The organism is Myroides profundi, assembly GCF_000833025.1.
In the GTDB taxonomy this organism is placed as follows: domain Bacteria; phylum Bacteroidota; class Bacteroidia; order Flavobacteriales; family Flavobacteriaceae; genus Flavobacterium; species Flavobacterium profundi_A.
Genome location: NZ_CP010817.1, coordinates 3,310,438 through 3,332,283, shown reverse-complemented (window position 1 = coordinate 3,332,283; position 21,846 = coordinate 3,310,438). Strand labels below are relative to the sequence as shown.

Annotated in this window: 23 protein-coding genes; 16 read left to right on the top strand and 7 right to left on the bottom strand. The window is 33.8% G+C overall.

Annotated elements, in window-relative coordinates:
* Positions 1-64: 64 nt before the first annotated feature.
* Positions 65-700 (top strand): TatD family hydrolase, encoded by a 636-nt coding sequence (locus MPR_RS14650; RefSeq protein WP_041893787.1) that lies wholly within the window; start codon positions 65-67, stop codon positions 698-700.
* A gap of 34 nt (positions 701-734) precedes the next feature.
* Positions 735-1,451: a tRNA threonylcarbamoyladenosine dehydratase gene (locus tag MPR_RS14645; RefSeq protein ID WP_041893785.1), complete on the top strand. Its 717-nt coding sequence runs from the start codon at positions 735-737 to the stop codon at positions 1,449-1,451.
* 113 nt (positions 1,452-1,564) lie between these two features.
* Here the strand turns inward: MPR_RS14645 and MPR_RS14640 are convergent, their stop codons facing one another.
* The 3 genes from MPR_RS14640 to MPR_RS14630 all read right to left on the bottom strand — a co-directional run bounded on the left by MPR_RS14640 (position 1,565) and on the right by MPR_RS14630 (position 4,801).
* Positions 1,565-2,221 carry an NAD(P)-dependent oxidoreductase gene (locus tag MPR_RS14640; protein ID WP_041893782.1) on the bottom strand — a complete coding sequence of 219 codons (657 nt, stop codon included), beginning with the start codon at positions 2,219-2,221 and terminating at the stop codon, positions 1,565-1,567.
* 125 nt (positions 2,222-2,346) lie between these two features.
* Positions 2,347-3,546: an aromatic amino acid transport family protein gene (locus tag MPR_RS14635; protein WP_041893779.1), complete on the bottom strand. Its 1,200-nt coding sequence runs from the start codon at positions 3,544-3,546 to the stop codon at positions 2,347-2,349.
* A gap of 49 nt (positions 3,547-3,595) precedes the next feature.
* On the bottom strand, positions 3,596-4,801 hold the full coding sequence (locus MPR_RS14630) for an aromatic amino acid transport family protein (protein WP_041893776.1): 1,206 nt from the start codon (positions 4,799-4,801) through the stop codon (positions 3,596-3,598).
* A gap of 205 nt (positions 4,802-5,006) precedes the next feature.
* Between MPR_RS14630 and MPR_RS14625 the strand changes: the two genes are divergently transcribed.
* Positions 5,007-5,423 (top strand): Fur family transcriptional regulator, encoded by a 417-nt coding sequence (locus MPR_RS14625; protein ID WP_006260252.1) that lies wholly within the window; start codon positions 5,007-5,009, stop codon positions 5,421-5,423.
* Here MPR_RS14625 and MPR_RS14620 read toward each other — a convergent pair.
* From MPR_RS14620 to MPR_RS14605, 4 genes are all read right to left on the bottom strand, one after another.
* Positions 5,420-6,403, bottom strand: a complete 984-nt coding sequence (locus tag MPR_RS14620) for a YpdA family putative bacillithiol disulfide reductase (RefSeq protein WP_041893774.1) — start codon at positions 6,401-6,403, stop codon at positions 5,420-5,422. The two genes, MPR_RS14625 and MPR_RS14620, sit on opposite strands and share 4 nt — an antisense overlap.
* A gap of 125 nt (positions 6,404-6,528) precedes the next feature.
* Positions 6,529-7,233 (bottom strand): YceI family protein, encoded by a 705-nt coding sequence (locus MPR_RS14615; protein WP_041893772.1) that lies wholly within the window; start codon positions 7,231-7,233, stop codon positions 6,529-6,531.
* A gap of 270 nt (positions 7,234-7,503) precedes the next feature.
* Positions 7,504-8,016 carry an azurin gene (azu, locus tag MPR_RS14610; RefSeq protein ID WP_025124504.1) on the bottom strand — a complete coding sequence of 171 codons (513 nt, stop codon included), beginning with the start codon at positions 8,014-8,016 and terminating at the stop codon, positions 7,504-7,506.
* A 121-nt stretch (positions 8,017-8,137) separates the two neighbouring features.
* On the bottom strand, positions 8,138-8,638 hold the full coding sequence (locus MPR_RS14605; protein ID WP_041893768.1) for a hypothetical protein: 501 nt from the start codon (positions 8,636-8,638) through the stop codon (positions 8,138-8,140).
* 148 nt (positions 8,639-8,786) lie between these two features.
* On the opposite strand from MPR_RS14605, the gene MPR_RS14600 reads away from it, so the two are divergent.
* From MPR_RS14600 to rplI, 13 genes are all read left to right on the top strand, one after another.
* Positions 8,787-9,362 (top strand): DJ-1/PfpI family protein, encoded by a 576-nt coding sequence (locus MPR_RS14600; protein ID WP_041893765.1) that lies wholly within the window; start codon positions 8,787-8,789, stop codon positions 9,360-9,362.
* 89 nt (positions 9,363-9,451) lie between these two features.
* Positions 9,452-10,312: a carboxylating nicotinate-nucleotide diphosphorylase gene (gene nadC, locus MPR_RS14595; RefSeq protein WP_006260245.1), complete on the top strand. Its 861-nt coding sequence runs from the start codon at positions 9,452-9,454 to the stop codon at positions 10,310-10,312.
* Positions 10,313-10,324: 12 nt separating this feature from the next.
* Positions 10,325-11,704 carry a TFIIB-type zinc finger domain-containing protein gene (locus MPR_RS14590; protein WP_041893761.1) on the top strand — a complete coding sequence of 460 codons (1,380 nt, stop codon included), beginning with the start codon at positions 10,325-10,327 and terminating at the stop codon, positions 11,702-11,704.
* 2 nt (positions 11,705-11,706) lie between these two features.
* Positions 11,707-12,708, top strand: a complete 1,002-nt coding sequence (locus tag MPR_RS14585) for an SPFH domain-containing protein (RefSeq protein ID WP_041893759.1) — start codon at positions 11,707-11,709, stop codon at positions 12,706-12,708.
* Between the two features lie 3 nt (positions 12,709-12,711).
* Positions 12,712-12,951 carry a hypothetical protein gene (locus MPR_RS14580; RefSeq protein WP_041893756.1) on the top strand — a complete coding sequence of 80 codons (240 nt, stop codon included), beginning with the start codon at positions 12,712-12,714 and terminating at the stop codon, positions 12,949-12,951.
* 24 nt (positions 12,952-12,975) lie between these two features.
* Positions 12,976-13,875 carry a YihY/virulence factor BrkB family protein gene (locus MPR_RS14575; RefSeq protein WP_006260239.1) on the top strand — a complete coding sequence of 300 codons (900 nt, stop codon included), beginning with the start codon at positions 12,976-12,978 and terminating at the stop codon, positions 13,873-13,875.
* Positions 13,876-13,914: 39 nt separating this feature from the next.
* A complete protein-coding gene (locus MPR_RS14570) occupies positions 13,915-14,343 on the top strand; it encodes a DUF2147 domain-containing protein (RefSeq protein ID WP_041893755.1) in 429 nt (142 codons plus the stop codon).
* An 865-nt stretch (positions 14,344-15,208) separates the two neighbouring features.
* Positions 15,209-17,353: a tetratricopeptide repeat protein gene (locus tag MPR_RS14565; protein WP_041893753.1), complete on the top strand. Its 2,145-nt coding sequence runs from the start codon at positions 15,209-15,211 to the stop codon at positions 17,351-17,353.
* A 170-nt stretch (positions 17,354-17,523) separates the two neighbouring features.
* Positions 17,524-19,974 (top strand): replication restart helicase PriA, encoded by a 2,451-nt coding sequence (priA, locus tag MPR_RS14560; protein WP_041893751.1) that lies wholly within the window; start codon positions 17,524-17,526, stop codon positions 19,972-19,974.
* 48 nt (positions 19,975-20,022) lie between these two features.
* Positions 20,023-20,559 (top strand): DMP19 family protein, encoded by a 537-nt coding sequence (locus MPR_RS14555; protein ID WP_006260236.1) that lies wholly within the window; start codon positions 20,023-20,025, stop codon positions 20,557-20,559.
* Positions 20,560-20,666: 107 nt separating this feature from the next.
* Entirely contained in the window at positions 20,667-21,008 is a 342-nt protein-coding gene (rpsF, locus tag MPR_RS14550) for a 30S ribosomal protein S6 (protein ID WP_006260234.1), read from the top strand.
* Positions 21,009-21,013: 5 nt separating this feature from the next.
* Positions 21,014-21,310, top strand: coding sequence for a 30S ribosomal protein S18 (rpsR, locus tag MPR_RS14545; RefSeq protein WP_006260233.1), 297 nt, complete (start codon positions 21,014-21,016; stop codon positions 21,308-21,310).
* 66 nt (positions 21,311-21,376) lie between these two features.
* Entirely contained in the window at positions 21,377-21,820 is a 444-nt protein-coding gene (rplI, locus tag MPR_RS14540; RefSeq protein ID WP_041893748.1) for a 50S ribosomal protein L9, read from the top strand.
* Positions 21,821-21,846: the final 26 nt, after the last annotated feature.

Here is a 21,846-nt window from a genome sequence, read left to right as displayed (position 1 = left end):
TCTCTTAGATATAGAAGCCTCTAGTTAGTTTACTAATTAGAGGCTTTTTTTTATCTTCGTATCTATGAAAATAAATGTACACACTCATCATATTACAGGACAGCAGGGAATCATAGAAATCATCAATCAGTGTCCTCTGACAGTTGATAATACCCTTCCTACCTATACTGTTGGGATACATCCATGGTATATCCAGGAAGAACGTCTAGAGGAAGAGTTTGCTTTGTTAGAAGAACAGCTACAACAGCCAAATTGTTTAGCGATAGGAGAGTGTGGATTAGATAAGAAGATCAATATTTCGTTAAATCTACAGATAGAAGTATTTAAGAGGCAATTACTACTTGCAGAAAAGTATAAAAAAGCAGTAATTTTGCACGTCGTTTCAGCTTATCAAGAAGTTATACAGATAAAGAAAGAGTTACAGATTACAGTTCCTTTGGTTATACATGGCTTCAATAAAAAAGAGCAAGTAGCAGAGAGTCTGTGGAAGAATGGGTTTTATTTGTCTTTTGGTAAACACCTTATCTATAATGAGTCATTGATAAGTACCTTTTTGAAAGTACCAAAAGAACAGTTGTTTTTAGAAACAGATGATGCTAAGGAGATAACAATAGAGGATGTATATACTGTGGCAAGTGCATTAGATACTAATATAGAAGCGATCATAGAACAGAATTATAAAACAGTTTTTAATAGATAACATCAGTCTTAGATTGATATAATAAGTAGAATAAATGGCAATTTGGCAAGAAAGAGCAGAATTACTTTTTAAGGAAGAAGGATTGCAAAAACTAAAAGATGCGAAAGTATTAGTAGTTGGATTGGGAGGAGTTGGATCATTTGCAGCTGAGTTTTTAGCTAGAGCAGGAGTAGGAAATATGACTATCGTAGATGGAGATACTGTAGATATTACGAATATCAATAGACAGTTACCCGCTTTACACTCTACGATTGGTATGCCAAAAGTAAAAGTTGTAGGAGATAGATTGATGGATATCAACCCAGAGCTTAACTTAATTCGTATAGAAGAGTTTATTTCTCCTGAGCGTGCTCATGAGATTGTGACAGAGGACTTCGATTATGTATTAGATTGTATTGATAGTATTACACCTAAGATTAACCTTATTTTGGCAGCTAAACGTAAGAAGGTAAAAGTAATCAGTGCGATGGGAGCAGGAGGAAAGATGATGGCGAATAAGATTGTTATTAAAGATATCAGTAAGACAGATGTATGTCCACTAGCGAAGCAGATCAGAAAGCGTCTAAAGAAAGAAGGAATATCTTCTGGCGTGAAAGCAATCTTTTCTACAGAAAAGCCTGATGAGAGTAGCTTAAAGATGACAGATGGTACTAACTTTAAAAAGTCATTCTTTGGAACGAATAGTTGGATGCCAGCCTTGTTTGGTTTGAACTCAGCAGAACATGTAGTAAGATATATCTTATCGAAATAGTAAAGTAAAAAGGCTGTAAATCAATTAGATTTACAGCCTTTTTTAGTAAGGGAAGAATTGCTATTATTTTGTTGTTGAACTGTTGTTTCCCTTATGGGGACTTATTATGAAATTTAGTAACCTATTGTAAACTGTGTGTTTTTAAACTGTTCATTCTCTACTTCATCTACTATAGCGACAGCTACATCCTCTACAGATATTCTGCTTCTACATTCACTATCATAGACAGGAGTATTATTACTTAGCCTAAAGTGTCCTGTGCGCTTTCCTGGGTTCTGTGGATTCATTTCTATAGCAGGGCTAAAGTATGTCCAGATAAAACCGTTTTCTTTACTTAATACTTGCTCGAAATAGTCTCTTACAGCTGTAGCACCTGGTTTAATAAAATCAGGGAAATCTGCTGAGTCTACTAATTGTAATCCAGGTTTGATATACAGTGTACCTGCTCCACCAATGACAATTAAGCGCTTTACTTTAGCTTCTTTTACAGCATTGTGAATAGTATTTATTCCTGTTGTGAAGTCTTCATAAAGATTAGGATTTGACCATCCTGCATTGAATGCACTGATGACTACATCTGCACCTGTTATCACCTTTACAAGTTCTTTTTGATCTGTTATATCTAGTGCTACTTTTTTTACTAAAGCGCTATTAGATATTGTTGAGGTATTTCTAGCGATTGCTGTAACGTTGTATTGACGTTGTATCAATTCGTTTAATATAGCACTACCTACATATCCAGACGCTCCTATCAAAACTATATTTTTCATACGTTGTTGTTTTTATAGGACAAAGGTACTGAGGAGTAGTGGTTTAAAAATAGAAAGCCGACTTAATCTAGAAATTTCTTAATCTAGGTTAAGTCGGCTAATATTGTATAAAGGCTGTTTCTTGTTTAGTAAGCTGGTATAACTTCAGCAACCATAAGGCCTTGTAATATAAAAATTAAAAGAGATAGTCCCCATAAAAATACGAAAGCGAGTTTCTGTAAAAAGGGTTGTTTAACTCCTGCTTGCTTTTGTGCTTTTTGTAACATTAACATCGGCATGATTAAAGCAAGAACTACTAATGGTATAGAAGCATATCCTAGTGCTATTACGAATCCATCAGGATAAAAGATAGCAAATACTAATGGAGGAATAAAGGTCAATAGCATAGCAGACATATTATTCTTGATTAGCGGTTTGTTCTTTCCTAAGTCTTGGATATAATCCTTTAAAGCCATGGCTACTCCCCAGAAAGAAGTAAGTAATGCTGCAGAAGCAAATAGTGTAAAAGAAACACCAATCATCTTTGAGTTGTGTACTTGTTTTACTGCTTTTAATAAGCCTTCCATTTTAGAGTTCTCTTGTAGTATAGCAGTAAAGGTATTACTATCTAAGTTTCCTAAGAATGTAAGTTCCCATACTAAGTATAATATAAGAGGAGTGATACTTCCGATTAAAAATACGAGCTTTAGTTGTTTGATATTTCCGTCTAAGTATTTTACCAATGTTGGAATAACTACATAGAACCCAAAGCTAGTAAATATTACAGGAATAGTGGCTAATACAGGAATACTAGAAGTAGGTAAATGTTGTAAGTGGATCATTTCTACTTTAGGTAATAATAATGCCATTACAATACACAAGAAGATTAGCTTCGTTGTAAATACAATTTTATTACTAAAGTCAACAACACGTGTACCGAATGCTATGATACTTCCGAATACTGCTGTAAATAGAAAAGCAGAAGTATGAGATGATATTTCTACTTGTAACCAATTCTCTAAGTTAGTTCTGAATATTTCACCTCCTCCTGTGATATAAGCACTTACTAAAGCATACATCAATATCAGCATACTTAGCGCTGTAGCAACAGCTCCAGAGTTACCTAGATATTTTACCGTTAAGGTATTTAATCCATCTGTAGGAGGGTTGTATTTATATACATCCACCAGAAGTATAGCAGTATAATACATAGCAAACCAGATACAGAACAAGATAAAGGCCATAAAGGTAAAGCCTACACTTGCTGATATAATGGGCATTGCTAACATTCCTGCTCCGATTGTCGTTCCTGCGACAATAAGGATACTTCCGATAATTTTTTGCATTTCTTTTTGTTTAAATTTATTTAATTCGTCGAATTTATTTTTTGTTTCATTAGTCTAAAATAGGGAGTACTCCCGCTGTCATTAAAACTTGTATTACTAAGATGCTTGTTCCAAAAGCAAAAATCAGGCTAAAAGCTATCTTTTGTAAAAAAGATATTGGCTCTTGTCTTTCTTTTTTGACTTTGATGTACATCAGTACAGGAATAAACAAAGAGGTTATCACTACAGAGATAGCGGCATAGCTTAGTGCTATCACAAAACCTTTAGGATAGTAAAGTGCGAATAATAATGGAGGTATAAAAGTAATTAGGTAAATAATTACACTGTTTTTTCCAAAAGCTTTCTTTTTACTTAAATCCTTTACATAATCAAATAGGGCTAATGCCACTCCTAAGAAAGAAGTAAGGATAGCTGCAGCAAAGAAAATGTTCAAAGGAATATTCATCCACTTAGACTCAGATACACCATTTACAGCTATGATAACAGCTTCTAAGCCTTGTGTTTCTTTTATAATTGTGAAGAAGGTATTAGAGTCTATACTTCCTAAGATAGATAGTTGCCAAATGATATACACGATTAGAGGTAATAGACTACCGTAGATAAATGCTTTCTTAAGCAGCTTAATATCTCCGTCTAAGTATTTTACCATACTCGGTACCACAATATGAAAACCAAATGAAGTAAAAATAACAGGAATAGAGGAGAAGAATAGTTTACTCTCTATAGGCATCTGTAAGAGATTGTCTATTCTGACATAGCCAAACATCACAATGATAACAATCAAGAGGAAGATTAGCTTGATAATAAATATCCATCTCGTAGCGATATCTACAACTCGAGCACCTAAACCAACTATACCTCCAAATAATATTGTAAAGATAAAAGCAGTCACCTGTGGACTGATATCAGTCTCTAACCAATTACTTAAGTTCAGTCTTAGAATATCACTTCCTCCTGCTATATACGCACTTACTAGAGCGTACATCAGGGTTAGCATACTTATCCCAGTGACTATAGAGCCTGCCTTACCTAAGTATTTATAAGTCATCGTGCTCAACCCATCTTCAGGATTATTATCTTTATATGTCTCTACTAATAGAATAGCAGTATAACACATCGTTAACCATATTAAGATCATTACTATTGTAATGCCTGTAAATCCTACTCCAGACGAAATAATCGGCATGGCTAACATTCCACCTCCGATTGCTGTACCCGCTATAATAAGGGAACTACCTATAAGTTTACTATTCACTTTGAGTTTATGTTTTTAGTTTGATTGTTGTAAAAAAAATAAATATATGTTTTTATTATTTACTACAACACTCATATATGTTTATTTATATTAAAATATTTTGATTGTTTTTAAGCTAAAAAGTTGTTAAATAGAATCTGATTACGTAAAAACGAGTTGATAAACAAACATTGTTTATCTTTGTTTATACACAAAATGAGAGATTATGAGTACCCTAAATTTAGAGCAAGAATTAAAAGCTAAAAAGATTAATCCTACTGCAATGCGTTTATTGGTTCTAAAATTCTTGAAGCAACAAAAAGGTGCAGTATCACTTGCTGATATAGAGGCAAGCTTTGAACAATCTGATCGAGTGACATTATATAGAACCGTAAAGACTTTTGAGAGCAAAGGATTGCTTCATAGTATTACGACTAATAATATTACTCATTATGCGCTATGTGCTCAGGGGTGTGATGAAAAGAATCATCACGATACTCATCTACATTTCGTGTGTAATAATTGTAAAAAGACAATCTGTTTAACACAAGTGTCTATCCCTAAAATAGAAGTACCAGCTGGTTTTCAGCTAGATGATATAGACGTAGTAGCTAAAGGGGTGTGTAAGGAGTGCAAGCCCTAAAATCGACGATATCGATACTTAGAGATGATGTGGGTAAGAATGGTAACAGCGTGAATTCTAGAGTTCTCAATAAACCAAGTGTGCGTGTTTAAACCACCGCATACTACACCTGCTAAATATAAGTTCGTCACATTTGTTTCCATAGTTTCTGTATTGTAAGTAGGAGTCTGATTAGCATCATTAGATATTGTAACTCCTAATTGTTTTAAAAAGGCAAAGTTAGGACGATATCCTGTAAGTGCAAGGACAAAGTCATTTTTTATTGTTATTTCTTCGTTATTTGTGTTGATTATAACCGTATTATCGGTTATTTCTTTAATAGTACTGTTGAACAGTGCAGTGATACTTCCTTCTTTAATTCTATTTTCAATATCAGGTTTTACCCAATATTTTACATGAGAACTAATTTCTTTATCTCTTACAACCATAGTGACATTTGCTCCTTTGCGATAGCATTCTAAGGCCGCATCTACAGAAGAGTTACTTGCACCGACCACCACTACATCCATACCTGCATAATAATGAGGATCTGTGTAGTAATGAGAAACTTTAGGCAATTGTTCTCCTGGAATGTTTAATGGATTTGGAATATCATAAAAACCAGTCGCTACGATAATGTCCTTAGCTATATAGTTATCTTTAGAAGTTTTAACGTCGAATAAACCTTCTGAGTTTTTAGTCGTCTCTAAGACAGTTTCGAATAAGTTTATTGTTAGCTCATTTGTTGTTACTACTCTACGGTAGTATTCTAAAGCCTCACTTCTACGAGGTTTATTCTCTTTACTAATAAAAGGAATCTTGTCTAGCTCTAATAGTTCTGACGAAGAGAAGAACTGCATATTGACAGGATAGTGATATAAAGAATTAACTAGACATCCTTTCTCTATGATTAGATAAGAAAGTCCGTTCTTCTTAGCTTCTAGTCCACAGGCTATACCTATAGGGCCACCTCCTATAATTATAATGTCAAAATGCTTCATTGTATCTATTTTCTATTCGCAAAACTCAAAGTTACGGCTTTATTCTTGTTCCTCTTTTAGAATGGAGGTAAAAAAATAAGAGCTACTCGTAAGAGTAGCCCTTATAGGATATATTGTGAATGAAATTATTCAGTTACTTTATCAGCTACTAAATGAATTCCTATTTCCATATCTTTACTAATAGCCCAGTCAGCAGGGTTAAGAGCAGCACCTGAATCTTTATCAGTAGTACCGAATACTAATCCCCATTCTGTACGGTCAGCTACGAATGCAGCATCCATAACAGCTTTACCATTCTCTACAGTTACCTTAGCAGGGAAAGTGATGTTTACAGTTTTTCCTAAGATAGTTAAGTTTCCACTTACTACTTTATTAGCTCCTTCTATTTTGCTAGTGTGTTTAGCTGCGTCGAAATCTTCTACATTAGTAATTTTGAAATCAACAGTAGGGTTAGCCTCTACGTTAAAGAAGTCAGCACTTTTTAAGTGTCCTTCTAAATCACCTTTTTTAGTAGCGTCATTGTCAACAGAAGCAACATCTGCATTGATTGATGCCATATCAATAGTATAAGAACCTGCGTTTAAACCACTTGCATCGATAGCGATATCACCAGCTTTTAAAGTTAAAGTTCCATAACGAGGATTAACTCCACCTTTATGTCCTACTTTCCAAGTAACGTTACTTTCAGTTAAGTTTACTGAATATTTGTCTCCTTGTTCTACAGCTACTTCTTGTTCTGTTGTAGTTGTTGCTTTATCTGCATTTTTGTTTCCACAAGATGCAAGAGTTAACGTAGCAATTACAGCTAACGATAATACAATTTTTTTCATTTTATATGCTAATTTGTTGATACAAATATACATGCTTAAATAAGAATAAACAATCAGTCAGAAAAAAATGACTACCAATTTTGAGCTAAAAAGCTTTAAAAATGTCATATTTAACACTTTTTGTACTTTTTATTTGGCATTATTGATGAAATTAAATGACAATTCTTTCTTTTGCATTGTTAGAGTGTGAACTTCTTTAGTATGAAAGATATAAAAAAGGGGATGTTTATTAAAAACATCCCCTTTAAAGATTTGCATTAAAATATATTACTATTCAGCAATTAATTTACCTTGCATTAAAGCGAAGTGAGCTGGGAATGTACATAAGAAATCGTATGTACCAGCTTCAGTGATAGTAAAAGTAATTGTTTCTGATTGACCTCCACCTAAAGTTTTAGTATGAACTAATACTTTATCAGCATCTTTAGCTGAAATGTAATCTGTATCAGCAGCTTGAGATGAAGCTTCTGCGAAAGCAGCCATATCAGTACCTTGTTTTAATAGTACCCAGTTATGTCCCATAATTGCTTTGTCCATTTTACCAGTATGTTTGAAAGTTAAAGTTACTTGCTCTCCTACAGGAACTTTAATTTCATTTTGGTCAAACTTCATATCGTCTCCAGCATTAAGAGAAATTTGTATACCTGTAACTTCTTCTGGAGCAGCTGGTGTCTCAGCAGGAGTTTCTGTTGGAGTAGTTGTTGTATCTGCTTTTTTCTCACCACATGAGAATAACATAGTACTTGTTGCTAAAACAGCTAGAGCTAAGTTTAATTTTTTCATAATTCTTTTGTATAATATTATTTATTTAGTAAGCGCTTTTAAGCGCTCATTTTGAGTACTATAAAGGTACAATAAATAACATCGTTGGCTGTTTTTTAATGTTTAAAATTTGTTAAAAGTATTACTGTTCTTTAAAAGAAGCTAAAGTGTTTAAGAAGTTGTCTTTTTGCGCTTCTTTATTTTGTCCTGTAGTCCATGTAATGTATTGATAATTAACTTTTTTGCCATCTAGTATTACTTGGATCATATACATCATGTCTTTTTCTTGAGACATCATTATTTCATATTTCTTTCCAGATATTCCGTTTATACGGACATCCTCTTGTACTATTATCTCATAGTTCTCTCTTTTGTTATAGCTAGCTAGAGATTGTTTAACATATTCTTCGAAGTTTGCCGTCTTATTTTTGTCTTGATGTGTAGTCACTAAATACATCTGTTTAAACGTATTTCCATATTGAATATCAGCATCAGGATACAATTCTTGCATAGGAGCAAATGTACCTGGTACTTCTATTGTATACAGATCTAAGACTTTGACATTTTGTGTTGGGGCTACTTTTTGGTTACAACTGATTAGTGTAAAGAATGCAGCGGCTACTAAGGCGATTTTTGTTCTCATAGTCAAAATAAATAGGATTAATTAGATTTTTAAAGTTACTAAAAAGTATTCGGAGCAGATGTTATTTTATGGTTATTTTTTAAGATACAGTTTTTGGACTACTCATAATTGTTTACCTTAGAAGGGTATTAACTTAAATAAAAACAATATGGCAAAATCAGTTTTAATGTTAGCAGGTGACTTCGTAGAAGATTATGAAGTAATGGTTCCTTATCAAGCACTATTATCAATTGGAGTACAAGTAGATGTGGTATGTCCTGGAAAGAAGAAGAATGAAGTGATTGCAACTGCTGTACACGACTTTGTAGGGTATCAAACTTATGCAGAACTAAGAGGACATAATTTTGTAATCAATAAGTCATTTGATGAGGTGAATGTAGCAGGTTATGATGGACTGTATATCTGTGGAGGTCGTTCTTCAGAATATATCCGTCTAAATAGTAAGGTAATTGACTTTGTGAAGTACTTCTTTGAAAAGAATTTACCAGTAGCTGCTATCTGTCACGGTATTCAGGTATTAACTCCTGCAGGTGTATTAAATGGAAGAACACTAACTGCTTATCCAGCAGTAGGACCTGATATCACTTTAGCGGGTGGTCATTATAAAGAAGTAGGAGTAGATAAAGCCGTGGTAGACGGTAATTTAGTTACTTCTCCTGCATGGCCTGGACACCCTGATATCCTTAGAGAATTCTATAAAATGTTAGGTGTAGTGATAGGGTAAGCTTGTCATTATAACTCATAGTTTGCGATGTTCTATAATAAGATTTGCTAAAACATTTCTTATTTTAGCATCGCAAATTTTTTTTAAATATGATTTCAGAAGCACAATTTCAAGCAGAATTAGATATAATTATTAAGAACGCTATACGTGAAGATGTAGGAGATGGAGACCATAGCTCATTAGCTTGTATTCCTTCTACAGCTACAGGTAAGGCAAAATTACTAGTAAAAGAAGCAGGGTATATAGCAGGAGTAGAGTTTGCCCAACAAGTATTGAACTATGTAGACCCTACTCTAGAAGTAGAAGTGTGCATTCAGGATGGAGCTAAAGTAGAAGTAGGAGATATAGTCTTATATATCTCGGGGTCTTCTCAGTCTATTCTAAAGGCTGAGCGACTAATGCTTAATGCTATGCAACGCATGAGTGCTATCGCTACGAAGACTCGTGTATTCGTAAACTTATTAGAAGGTACCGGTACTAAAATATTAGATACACGTAAGACTACACCAGGTATACGTGCGATAGAGAAGTGGGCAGTAAAGATAGCTGGAGGAGAGAACCACCGTTTTGCTCTTTATGATATGATTATGTTGAAGGATAATCACATTGACTTCGCAGGAGGTATCAAAGAAGCGATTGAAAAGACAAACCAATATTTAAAAGACAATAATAAAGAGCTAAAGATCATCGTAGAAGCTAGAAGTATCGATGAGGTGAAGCAAATCCTAGCTTGTGATAATGTTCACCGTATCTTGTTAGATAATTTTGACTATGCGATGACACGTGAGGCTGTTGCATTGATAGGTGATCAATGCCAAACAGAGTCTTCAGGTAATATCGATGAGAGCACGGTTAGAGAGTATGCATTATGTGGAGTTAACTATGTTTCTTCAGGAGCATTAACACACTCAGTGTACAATATGGACTTAAGCCTTAAAGCAGTATTGTAGTAAAAGAGAAATATGGCAAAAACAATAAAGAAAATAGTATGTCCTCAGTGTGGGAGTAATCAGGTTGATGAGACTAAGAAAGACCACTATATCTGTAGAAGCTGTAATACACAGTTCTTTCTAGATAATGATGATATTACTATTAACCATAATTATAATACGGGTAAACTGAATAATGAACAAGGAGTGCAGATTGCTAAAAAAGCCATTATAGGCTTCTCTGCTGTTATCTTTATCTACTTCGCTTACCAAATCAGTAGATTCATATTTGCAGATTCTACACCACCTCCTGTTACTACTACAGAGTATAACACCACCCCACCTCCTAAGCGAGATGTGAGATATGTCAATGCTAGTTATTCAGAAACAGCCTTAATGATCGACCCAAAAGGGAAGAACACCATCGTCTTTACAGGGTGGTTTAATGACATCTTTGCTGAGAAAGGTAAGGAAAATGAGGTGTACACCATCTTACTAGACGCGACTACAGGAGAAGAAATCAGTAGAACACTTCTAGAAGTAGACCTATCTATAAAAGGAGCAGGTACGCATAGCAGTAAATTAGATTATTATAGAGGAGCTAATGATGAGCTATTCCTTATTGTGAATAGTTACTATTTATTCTTGTATAACCCTTCTCAGAAAGTTTTTGAGAATGTGACAGAATCTTTCTTTGTCAAGTATCCTGAGTTTGCAGGAGGAGTAGCAGCGATAGAATCTAGAACTTTCGATCAATGTCTGACAGTTACAAATAATAAAGGAAAACAATATGCCTTATTTGCAGATATAGGTGTTGTATTACCTATAGATAAAATCTCTAATATATACGATAAGAAATTAACGGATCCAGTTAAGACTACATCCTATAAATTTACGCGTATAGGTTTTGATTTTCCAGAAGAAGAAATACAGTTGATTCAATACGAACATTGGACTCAAAAAGGTTTTCCACAATACAATGTAAGTTTTAACTGGAGCAAAGATTACGGTAGATCGGGTATATTCACAGAGAAGTCTCCTTATAAGAAAGTTTTAGTGATGCCGTATACTAAATCTAAAGCGAAGATAGTTTCTATTAAAGACCTCACTCCTAATCATACTTATGTAGATGGAGCACGTGTACTAGTGGGAGATGCAGAGTCTGTTATCATCGCTATCAAGATGTCTGTATTGGAGAACGAGACTATAACACTGCAGAAGATAAGCGGGGTAGATGGTAGTGTGTTATGGACTAAGAAAACAGACTGGAAGGAGATCCGCAGTATTGATGTAGAAGGAGATTATATATTAGTAAGGTTAGACAGTACTAATATTGTTATAATAAATAAGGATGGAGAGATCAAGATGACTTCAGACCTTTATGAACTAAAGACAGTAGGAAAAGAGATATAACTATGGGATTATTCAATATTTTTAAGAAACAGCTAGCTTCTGTTATAGAATGGAAGGATCAACCACAAGATGTCGTATGGTATCAATTTCCGTCGCCAACAGATGAGATCAAGAATGCATCTAAGTTAATCGTAGCACCTAGTCAAGGATGCGTATTAGTATACGATGGAAAAGTACAGGATATACTCCTAGAAGAAGGAACCTTTAGTCTGAGTACAGCTAACCATCCTTTTATTACGACTTTGATTAATATTCGTCAGAATTTTGAAAGTGAGCATAAGTTAAAAGTGTTCTTCTTTAGACAATCTCAGATTATTAATCAGTCTTGGGGTACACCTAGTGCGATTAAGTATGTAGATAAGCATTATGATATTCCGATAGAACTAGGAGTGAATGGGACATTCTCGTTTAAGATACAGGATATTAACTTTCTTTATAGAGAGGTTATTAGTAATGCGAATGTGTATACAGTGATGGACTTAAAAGATATCCTTATTCAACGCATTCCTCAGGCTATCACTACTTATCTATCAGGAGCCTCATTTGGCTATACTGAGATAGATGCACAGCTAGAAGTAATTTCTACCGAAATCAAGAATAAACTAAATGAAGAGTTTGCTGCTTTAGGACTTGCATTGACAGACTTTAAGGTGTTAGGGACAGTCTTCGATACCAAGACCCAACAGCGTATTGCCACTGTATCTAATATAACTTCTGATGTAAAAGCAGCAGAGGCAGCAGGAATGACGTATGCAGAGTTAGAGAAGCTAAAGGCTCTGAGAGATGCTGCTCGTAATGAAGGTGGACTAGCAGGGGCAGGAGTACAGATGGGAGCAGGACTAGAGTTAGGTAAGCAGCTGGGTATCGCTTCTAATCAAGTGCTGGAGCAGTCTGGAGATGATGGACTTCAAGTTTTAAAGAAATTAAATTTATTATTGCAAGAAGGAATAATTACACAAGAAGATTACGATCAAAAAAAGAAAGAAATATTATCAAAACTATAGCGTATGAAGTATATTATCGGTTTTATAGTTTGTATCTTAGTATTAATAACAGCATTATATGTTATTTTAGGTTTTTGGGGAATTGAGATGTTTGATTCAGAACATTTAGTAAATACCTATAAGACCATTGGAATAGTAATAGTAGTAGCCTTATTTTTGATTATGGCAGTGGGCTTTTTCTTTAAGCGTGATCATAAAGGTTATGATACGACTAAGGGGAATATAGCACATCCTAAAAAATAGCTTGATAAAAAGAAAAGAGATTAAATGTCGCAGGAAATAGAAGAAAGATTAGACAGAATACCTGTCATACGTACAATAGTCCGGACTTTAAAATGTATTCGTTTTAAGGTGTTAGAAGGGTATTCTCTTTATGATTTAATAGAATTATATGTCTTAGGGATTATAAAAGGAGCATTCTCCTATAGGGCAGGGTCTATCGCCTTCAGTTTCTTTATGGCGTTATTCCCGTTTGCACTTTTTATACTGAACTTGATTCCTTATATCCCGATAGACAATTTTCAGGTAGACTTTATGCAGTTTATCGAGAGTTCTGTCCCTCCGAATACCTTTGGTGCGATAGAGTCTATTCTGAGCGATATTATGAATAACAGTTATCGCTCGTTACTATCATCCGGATTCCTGCTATCTATATTTTTAATGACTAATGGAGTCTTTGCGATCATAGGAGGGTTTGAGTCTTCGTATCACATTATTGTTTCTCGCAATCTGATTAGACAGTATCTTGTCGCATTAGTCTTATCTGTATGTCTAGCGATATTAGTCATTTTCTCTGTTGCATTCTTTGTGACACTAGAGGTTGTGATGTATAAGTTTAACCTAGATTCTATGTTGATACAGTGGTCTAGAAGTATATTCTTATTGTTAGTAGTACTGATGACTACTTCTATATTATACAAGTTCGGAGCCAAGCAGACCAAGCAAGTATCCTTCATCTCTATAGGGTCTGTATTTACCACTATTCTTTACATTCTTACTTCTTATCTCTTTGGGGTATATGTATTGAGATTTGCCCGATATAACGAGTTATATGGCTCTATTGGGACGTTATTAGTAGTGATGTTCTATTTGTGGATTAACTGTATGATTCTATTGTTAGGTTTTGAATTAAATTTAGCTATAAATAAATTAAAGTCAAAAAAATAGCTATATTTGGGTTATAACCTTAAAATTAAACGCTGAACTATGAGAAATTTTTTAACGATAATTGTGTTGGTGTTAGCTGTGTCTTTATCAGCACATGCACAAAGTATAGTAGGTAAGTGGAAAACGATAGATGATAGTACAGGAAAAGAGAAGTCTATTGTTGAAATTTACGAGAAAGACGGTAAATATTACGGACAGGTAAAGAAACTTTTAAACCCATCTAAACCTAACCCAAAATGTGATAACTGTGAAGGAGATGAGAAAGGAAAACCTATTGAAGGGCTTGTTATCATTAAAGACTTACAGAAAAAAGGAAGTGAATATACAGGTGGTAAAATCACTGACCCTGAAAGTGGTAAACAGTATAAATGTACTGTGAAACTAAATGGAAAGGATAAGCTAGATGTAAGAGGGTATATCGGATTATCTCTGATAGGAAGAACACAGACGTGGAAAAAAGCAGATTAAAGATAGGTGAAGTATTTATAACCGTTATTTTATAATACTGAGACAGATTATCTAAAATAATATTAAAAGATATAAAGGTCATTAGCATTCGCTAATGGCCTTTTTTATTAGCTAGAAGTCTTGTACGGTATATAATCGATGTGAGAAGAGGGAGTAAAGCGAGTTATTATAGTTGTCTAATCACTAGTAAGTATATCATTATTCATAGACTCTATCTCTTCAACACCCCTACAACACTTCTTCAACATTGCTTCAACAAACAAGCCTTCTAGTAGAGCAATCTTGGGGTATTGTTGAAGAAGTGTTGAAGGAAATGCGATAACTGCTTATGCACACTGCTGTTAGGAAGTGTTGGGCAATTAGTGTAAGAATGCTTGTTTTTGGTTTATGTTGTTGATTAATAATGATTTGTGTTGTTTTTAGGGAGTAAAAAAAGTGATGCTTTTTTTATGTGTTATACATCACAGATTAGAAATCTGCGGCAACACCAATAGGGGGTATTGCGTATACCTACAAGGAGCAAGGAGATGTTATATGTTGTGGATTAGAAGGATTTATTTTTTGGAAAAAGGATTGTGTAATAATCTTCATCAACATTTGGTAGGAATTATGTTTATATACATTTTCAAAATGTATATAGTCTGTAGTAGAGAAAGTAGTTTTAAGGATAAGTGTTTTTAATAATGATGATATTTGGTTTTAAAAAGTTGAAAATTATGTGATTAGTTTGTTTTTAATCCTCAATATATTAACCGTGAACTTGATTATGATCTTTACTCAGTTTTTGGTGGTGTTGGCTAAATAGTTTTAGTATTGATGTTAAAATGAAATTATTTTCGTTGTGTAATGATTTAAAAATAATTTTATGGATAGTGATATAATTAAGGATATAATTAAGGATATAATTAAGGATATAATTAAGGATATAATTAAAGATTTAAACTTCTTTAATGAGTTTACAAAAGGAGATGTTGATAGTAGTGGGTTTGCTACTTATGAAAATTTAAATTCTAAGTTTCAAAGTGGGACTATTAATTTGGTTAGTCGTCAACATGCTATAACTACAAGTGAAACTATTCTAATGATATTTAATAATATATATTATGAATATGGAAAATTAGCTTGGTCTAATAACTCCTTACCAATATCACTAATCGGGGTTTCTGTTGGTTTGTTTTTAGCAGACAATAAAAAAAATAAAAATTATGAGTATTATTCATTATTAGTATTAAGTGATAGAATATCGCTTTTTAGGAGAGAATTTAAACAAGGAGAAACTTTAGCTAAAAACTCATATGAAGAAATATATTATGACGATATAGAAAGTTTTGAATTTAGTAAAAGTAATACTATTGATTTTAAACTTAAATCAGAAAATAGAATAATATGTGTATCTGCAAATTTTTTTGGGAGACAGGATTTTAGCAATTACAATGAAAAGAGATTATTAGAAGAGTTTTTTGATAGTATAATTAAAAAAGATCAAGAAGGACTTGAAAAACTGGAACAGTACAGAGCTCTTTATAATGAGGCTATTGAGAAGGAAGATTACGAAGATGCATTAAGAATAAATGAGGAGTTTGAAAGTTTATTAAAACATTTCTACAGTCATATGTATGATAAAGCATATGCGTTATTTTGGTTAGATAAAGATAATTTAGCGATACCTATTTTAGAAGATTTAATAAATAGTACAGGGGAGAGTGAAGATGAATATTGGTATGGAAGAGCTAGTTTGTTATTAGGAGATTGTTATTATTTTAAAGGTGAAGTTTATAAAGGAAATATGCTTTTTAAAGAAGGTTTAGAAGCTTACCCTTATAAGGAAGTTACGGGATATTATAGTTTTGAGACAGTAAATACAAGAGAGAGTGAATATCTAGAGAATTTTACGAATTTAAACTATAAAGACAGAAAGTTGATTTTTGTTTCTGATAGTGATGAGAAGTTTCAGCACGATGATCTAACTGTATTGAACATAAAGAAACTGCCAGATATTGTTTTTCCTCAGAATCACCCTATAAAGAATACTGTTTATATAGGACATCCTACTAATAGTAAGTTATATTTACCTGTAGAGAATTTTGAAGATCATTTGTTGGAAAGTAAAATTGGAGAATTTATCTATTTATTACAATGCCTTGGAGCTACAAGAATTTCTATTCTTGATGCTTGTGAAGATAGTAGTTATAGTAAGAATAGAACGAATACTAATGTGGGGGTGGAAGCGAAGATTATGAAGCAGGGAGGAAGTGTTAATTACAATAAGAATCAAGAGGATTACGAGAGAAATAAAAATAGTTTAGCGGCATTTAAAGAGCAAGTATTAGATCCTATACACTATCCACATGTACCTAATGATTTAGTATGGTATGATCAGGAGTCTTCATGGCAAAGATTAGCAAAACAAAGATTGAATGGGAATTTACTAAGTTTCACAGAAGAACTATCTTCAGAAAGAGATCAGTTTTTAACAGCAAATCAAATGACTCAAGTAAATGTAAGTGTTAATCTCTTTTTAGGTAAAATAAAAGCGAATGTAGATTACTCTGATTTTAAAAGTACAGAATCAGGTAGAAATACTAAAAAAGTTTACAGGATAGATGTACAATTTAAGTCTATAGATCTCTTTTCTGAGGATATGAAAGTATTGGAAAATGATGAAGAAGATTTTACAGATGAGGAACTTGAGTTTTTAGAAGAGGTTGAAATATTTCTAGATGAAGGAGAAGGTAAACTATCAGAACGTGATATTAAGACATTATATAGAATTGGAGGGAAATTAGATTTGTCTGAGGAATGGATAAATCAAGTTATTGATTTGGCTAAAAGTGGAAAGTTTTCTGAAAATTTCACAGAAGAAGAGTCAGAGTTTCTAGAAGAGGTTAAGATATTTTTAGAAGAAGGGGAATTGTTAGAGCGTGATATTAAAACACTCTATAGAATTGGAGCTCGCTTAGATCTGTCAGAAGAGAGATGTCTTGAGTTGATAGAAGAAGCTAGTAAATAGTATAACTTTATAAGTATAATGAGCTCAGTTTTTACTGGGCTCATTTTTTTAATTGATGTATTTGACTGTATCTTGCGATAAATAAGAGCGAATATAGTACTGATGGGATGAGATAAAAATAAAGCGATTATCTTTGTAACTATTGATTTCTAAAAAATAGTACTATTAGTATGAATTACTTTGTTGAGGTTATTGTTCCATTAGCTTTAGACCCTACGTTTACTTATGCTGTAAGTGAGACAGAATACGAGTTTATCCAAGTAGGGATGCGCGTAGCTGTTCCTTTTGGTCGTTCTAAAGTATATACGGCCGTGGTAATCGAAAAACACAATAGAATACCTCAGTATTATGAGGCAAAAGAAATCAATGAGATTATAGATCTGACTCCTGTTGTCACTGAGAAACAGATCAGCTTATGGAAGTGGATAGCAGACTACTATATGTGTACGATAGGGGATGTGTATAAGAGTGCTATGCCATCACAGTTACTTTTAGAAAGTGAGACACTTATACAGTATAATCCGGATAGTACTATTAAAGCAGAAGAATTAGATGATGCAGAATATTTAATATATGAGGCACTTCAAGTACAGTCTATTCTTAAAGTAGAAGAGATTATAGCAGTACTGAACCGAAAGAAGGTCTTCCCTGTGATTAATTCTCTTCTAGAAAAGAAGATGATATTCTTACAAGAAGAGATGGTGGAGAAGTATAAGCCGAAACAGATTAGATATGTCAAACTAGCGGAGCAATACTTGGCTGAGAATGGTCTGGCAGATTTGATGGAAGTAGTCTCTCGTGCTGAAAAGCAAAGAGAGATGATCTTAAAATATTTTCAATTGCAGGCTGTACATAAAAAGCCGATTACAGTCAAACAGTTAGTAGAAGAATCAGAATCTACATCTGGAGTAGTCAAAGCGCTTATTGATAAAGGCATATTTGAAGATTATTACTTAAACCAAGATCGTGTGATCTTCGGGGATGCAGTACAAGATATTATCGAGTTAAGTGATGAGCAGAGTAAAGCTCTTTGGGAGATTGGACAGTCATTAGAAACGAAAGATGTCGTCTTACTACACGGTGTAACTGCGTCTGGTAAAACAGAAGTATATATCAAGCTTATAGAGAAATACTTGGCAAATGAAGGACAGGTATTATTTCTGTTGCCAGAGATAGGGCTTACAACACAATTAGTGATGAGGTTGACTAGTTATTTTGGAAATGAAGTAGCGGTGTATAACTCAAAGTATTCTCACAATGAACGATTAGAAGTCTGGGATCAGGTATTGAATAAGTCTGAAAAAGCAAAAGTGGTTATCGGTACAAGGTTATCTGTCTTCTTGCCTTTTCAAGATTTACAATTAATAGTGGTAGATGAAGAACAAGAAGGAAACTATAAACAGCACGATCCAGCTCCTCGATATCACGGAAGGGATGCTGCTATCGTATTGGCAAAACAGCATAATGCTAAAGTAGTCTTAGGATCTGCAACACCGAGCTTAGAAACGTATTACAACGCTACACAAGGCAAGTATGGTTTAGTGGAATTAAAGAAGCGCTATACCAATGTAGTCTTGCCAGAGATTGTTTTGGTAGATGTAAAAGATAAATATAAACGCAAACAGATGACAGGGCATTTCTCAGATCAGTTGATCGATGAGATAAATATGGCGTTGTCGTTAGAGGAGCAGGTCATTCTGTTTCAGAACCGAAGAGGTTTCTCTCCTGTCGTAGAGTGTATGACTTGTGGAGCCGTACCAGAATGTCCTCATTGTGATGTGAGTTTGACATATCACAAGTATAAAAATGAGTTGAGGTGTCACTATTGTGGTTTTACGCTACCGATGCCCAAACAGTGTTTTAGATGCCACAGTGTGGATCTGAATACAAAAGGATTTGGTACAGAGCAAGTAGAGGAAGAATTAAAAGAGTTGTTTCCGAATAAGCGTATTGCGCGTATGGATCAAGATACAACTAGAGGAAAGTATGGCTTTGAGAAATTAGTAGAGTCCTTTCAAGCGAGACAAATCGATATTCTAGTCGGAACGCAGATGTTGGCGAAGGGATTTGATTTTGATAATGTGAATTTGGTCGGAATAATGAATGCGGACAACAGTTTGTATCATCCTGACTTTAGAGCGCATGAGCGGGCATATCAGATGATGACGCAGGTAGCAGGGAGAGCAGGGAGAAAGGATAAAAAGGGTAAGGTGATCATTCAGACATTTAATCCGTATCACAATATCATACAGCAAGTGACTCATTATGATTATATGGGAATGTATAAAGAGCAGATGTATGAGCGATATAACTTTAAGTATCCTCCATTCTATAGATTAGTTAAGCTGACACTAAGACATAAAGAGTTCGAGAAGTTAAAAGAGGCTTCATTTTGGTTGTATAACAACCTGAAGGAGCAGTTAGGTGTACCTGTTTTAGGGCCAGAAGAGCCTGCGATTAATAGGATACGTAATCAATATATACGAGTGATTTTAATTAAAATTCCTCAGAATGTACCTCTGATAAAGACAAAAGAGAATGTTCGAAAAATATTGAAAAGTTTTGAAGCGATAGGACAGTATCGCTCTGTGAAAGTAGTCGCTAATGTAGATTTCTATTAGCGGTCTTTTTAGAAGGTAAAAGAAGTGTTATAAAAAAGAAATAATAGTATGGAATTAAAAATTGTAGTATCACAAGATTCATTTAATAGTCAAGAGGCTTATGATATCGTTTATTCAAATATCACATTTATTAACTTGGTAAGAGAAGAAGGAGGATTAATGGAAGAGACAGTTCACCCAGATGCAATCCTAAGTTATTATCTTGATTATTATTTAGCTCAATATAAGAATGGAAACTTCTCTCAGATTGTTTGGAATACTCAGGCAGATTATGAGTTTTTTGCTATTATAGCTGATGGGCTAGAGAAAATAGGAGCTACACAAAACTTAGCTCTTTTAAAGAAGCAACTTGAGGTTTTAAATAATATTGACGAAACTGTATTAGAGGCTTTCTGTGAGTCGGATTACTTCGGTACTAATCCTACAAGAGATCTGTTGAAGAATGATGACTTCTATAATCTAGAAGAGGATATCGTAGAGTTAAATGCGAAGTGGTTGAGAAATCACCCTGATTTAGATGTATTATCTATAGAAGGAATGTATCAGAGAGCAGAGGCATTATTAGACAAGAAAATAGAAAGATAAATAAGAGGGAGTGAAAAAAACTTTATTAAAGATCAAATTAGTTTTGGATAGTATGTATAAAGTTGTATTTTTGCACCCAATTTTGTAACAAATAAAATTTAGTATTTATGAATCATTATGAAACTGTTTTCATCTTGAATCCCGTTTTATCTGAAACTCAGATAAAGGAAACAGTAGTGAAATTCGAAGAATTTCTTACTTCTAGAGGAGCTGAGATGGTAGCTAAAGAGGACTGGGGCTTAAAAAAATTAGCTTATGAAATCCAACACAAGAAAAGTGGTTTTTATCACTTATTCCAATTCACAGCACCTGCTGATATCATCATCAACTTAGAGACTGAATTCAGACGTGACGAAAGAGTTATGCGTTTCTTAACTGTAGCTTTAGACAAACACGCTGTATCTTGGGCTGAGAGAAGAAGAGAGAAATTAAAATCTAAAAAAGCTTAATTGTTATGTCAAGTATAGAGCAATCTGCAAAAGGAAAAAAAGACGGAGATATCAGATATTTAACGCCTTTAAACATTGAAACAAACAAAACTAAAAAGTATTGTCGTTTCAAAAAATCAGGAATCAAATACATCGACTATAAAGATGCTGATTTCTTATTAAAATTCGTTAACGAGCAAGGTAAAATTTTACCACGTCGTTTAACAGGAACTTCTTTAAAATACCAAAGAAAAGTATCTGTAGCGATCAAAAGAGCACGTCACTTAGCTTTAATGCCATACGTAGCTGATTTATTAAAATAATAACAAATCATAAAGTTGTTGGTTTTCATTCGTGAAACCTAACTTCTTATAAAAAGGACATCAACAATGGAAATTATCTTAAAACAAGACGTTCAAAAGTTAGGATTTAAAGATGACGTAGTAACTGTTAAACCAGGATACGGACGTAACTATTTAATCCCTCAAGGGATGGCTGTATTAGCTACTCCATCTGCTAAAAAAGTATTAGCTGAGAACTTAAGACAAAGAGCGCACAAAGAAGCTAAATTAGTAGCTGATGCTAAAGTTATCGCTGAGGCGTTAAAAGCTTTAGAAATCAAGATTGCTGTTAAAGCTGGTGGTGAAAAATTATTCGGATCTGTAACTAATGCAGATATCGCTGACGTTTTCGCTAAAAATGGTCAAGAAGTTGACAGAAAATTCATCACTTCAGGAGTTATCAAACGTTTAGGTAAATATACTGCTAACGTTCGTTTACACCGTGATGTAATCGTTGAAGTTGATTACGAAGTAATCGCTGAGCAAGAATAGTCTTAAAAGATTATATATAGAAAAGG

Excerpts from the sequence above, each read along its gene's own strand:
- azu (WP_025124504.1), bottom strand. The coding sequence starts at position 8,016 with ATGAAAAAATTAAACTTAGCTCTAGCTGTTTTAGCAACAAGTACTATG.
- MPR_RS14570 (WP_041893755.1), top strand. The coding sequence starts at position 13,915 with ATGAGAAATTTTTTAACGATAATTGTGTTGGTGTTAGCTGTGTCTTTA.
- MPR_RS14600 (WP_041893765.1), top strand. The coding sequence starts at position 8,787 with ATGGCAAAATCAGTTTTAATGTTAGCAGGTGACTTCGTAGAAGATTAT.
- MPR_RS14565 (WP_041893753.1), top strand. The coding sequence starts at position 15,209 with ATGGATAGTGATATAATTAAGGATATAATTAAGGATATAATTAAGGAT.
- MPR_RS14590 (WP_041893761.1), top strand. The coding sequence starts at position 10,325 with ATGGCAAAAACAATAAAGAAAATAGTATGTCCTCAGTGTGGGAGTAAT.
- MPR_RS14615 (WP_041893772.1), bottom strand. The coding sequence starts at position 7,233 with ATGAAAAAAATTGTATTATCGTTAGCTGTAATTGCTACGTTAACTCTT.
- MPR_RS14645 (WP_041893785.1), top strand. The coding sequence starts at position 735 with ATGGCAATTTGGCAAGAAAGAGCAGAATTACTTTTTAAGGAAGAAGGA.
- MPR_RS14575 (WP_006260239.1), top strand. The coding sequence starts at position 12,976 with ATGTCGCAGGAAATAGAAGAAAGATTAGACAGAATACCTGTCATACGT.
- MPR_RS14585 (WP_041893759.1), top strand. The coding sequence starts at position 11,707 with ATGGGATTATTCAATATTTTTAAGAAACAGCTAGCTTCTGTTATAGAA.
- MPR_RS14625 (WP_006260252.1), top strand. The coding sequence starts at position 5,007 with ATGAGTACCCTAAATTTAGAGCAAGAATTAAAAGCTAAAAAGATTAAT.
- MPR_RS14640 (WP_041893782.1), bottom strand. The coding sequence starts at position 2,221 with ATGAAAAATATAGTTTTGATAGGAGCGTCTGGATATGTAGGTAGTGCT.
- MPR_RS14635 (WP_041893779.1), bottom strand. The coding sequence starts at position 3,546 with ATGCAAAAAATTATCGGAAGTATCCTTATTGTCGCAGGAACGACAATC.
- nadC (WP_006260245.1), top strand. The coding sequence starts at position 9,452 with ATGATTTCAGAAGCACAATTTCAAGCAGAATTAGATATAATTATTAAG.
- rpsR (WP_006260233.1), top strand. The coding sequence starts at position 21,014 with ATGTCAAGTATAGAGCAATCTGCAAAAGGAAAAAAAGACGGAGATATC.
- rplI (WP_041893748.1), top strand. The coding sequence starts at position 21,377 with ATGGAAATTATCTTAAAACAAGACGTTCAAAAGTTAGGATTTAAAGAT.
- rpsF (WP_006260234.1), top strand. The coding sequence starts at position 20,667 with ATGAATCATTATGAAACTGTTTTCATCTTGAATCCCGTTTTATCTGAA.
- MPR_RS14555 (WP_006260236.1), top strand. The coding sequence starts at position 20,023 with ATGGAATTAAAAATTGTAGTATCACAAGATTCATTTAATAGTCAAGAG.
- MPR_RS14605 (WP_041893768.1), bottom strand. The coding sequence starts at position 8,638 with ATGAGAACAAAAATCGCCTTAGTAGCCGCTGCATTCTTTACACTAATC.
- MPR_RS14580 (WP_041893756.1), top strand. The coding sequence starts at position 12,712 with ATGAAGTATATTATCGGTTTTATAGTTTGTATCTTAGTATTAATAACA.
- MPR_RS14650 (WP_041893787.1), top strand. The coding sequence starts at position 65 with ATGAAAATAAATGTACACACTCATCATATTACAGGACAGCAGGGAATC.
- priA (WP_041893751.1), top strand. The coding sequence starts at position 17,524 with ATGAATTACTTTGTTGAGGTTATTGTTCCATTAGCTTTAGACCCTACG.
- MPR_RS14620 (WP_041893774.1), bottom strand. The coding sequence starts at position 6,403 with ATGAAGCATTTTGACATTATAATTATAGGAGGTGGCCCTATAGGTATA.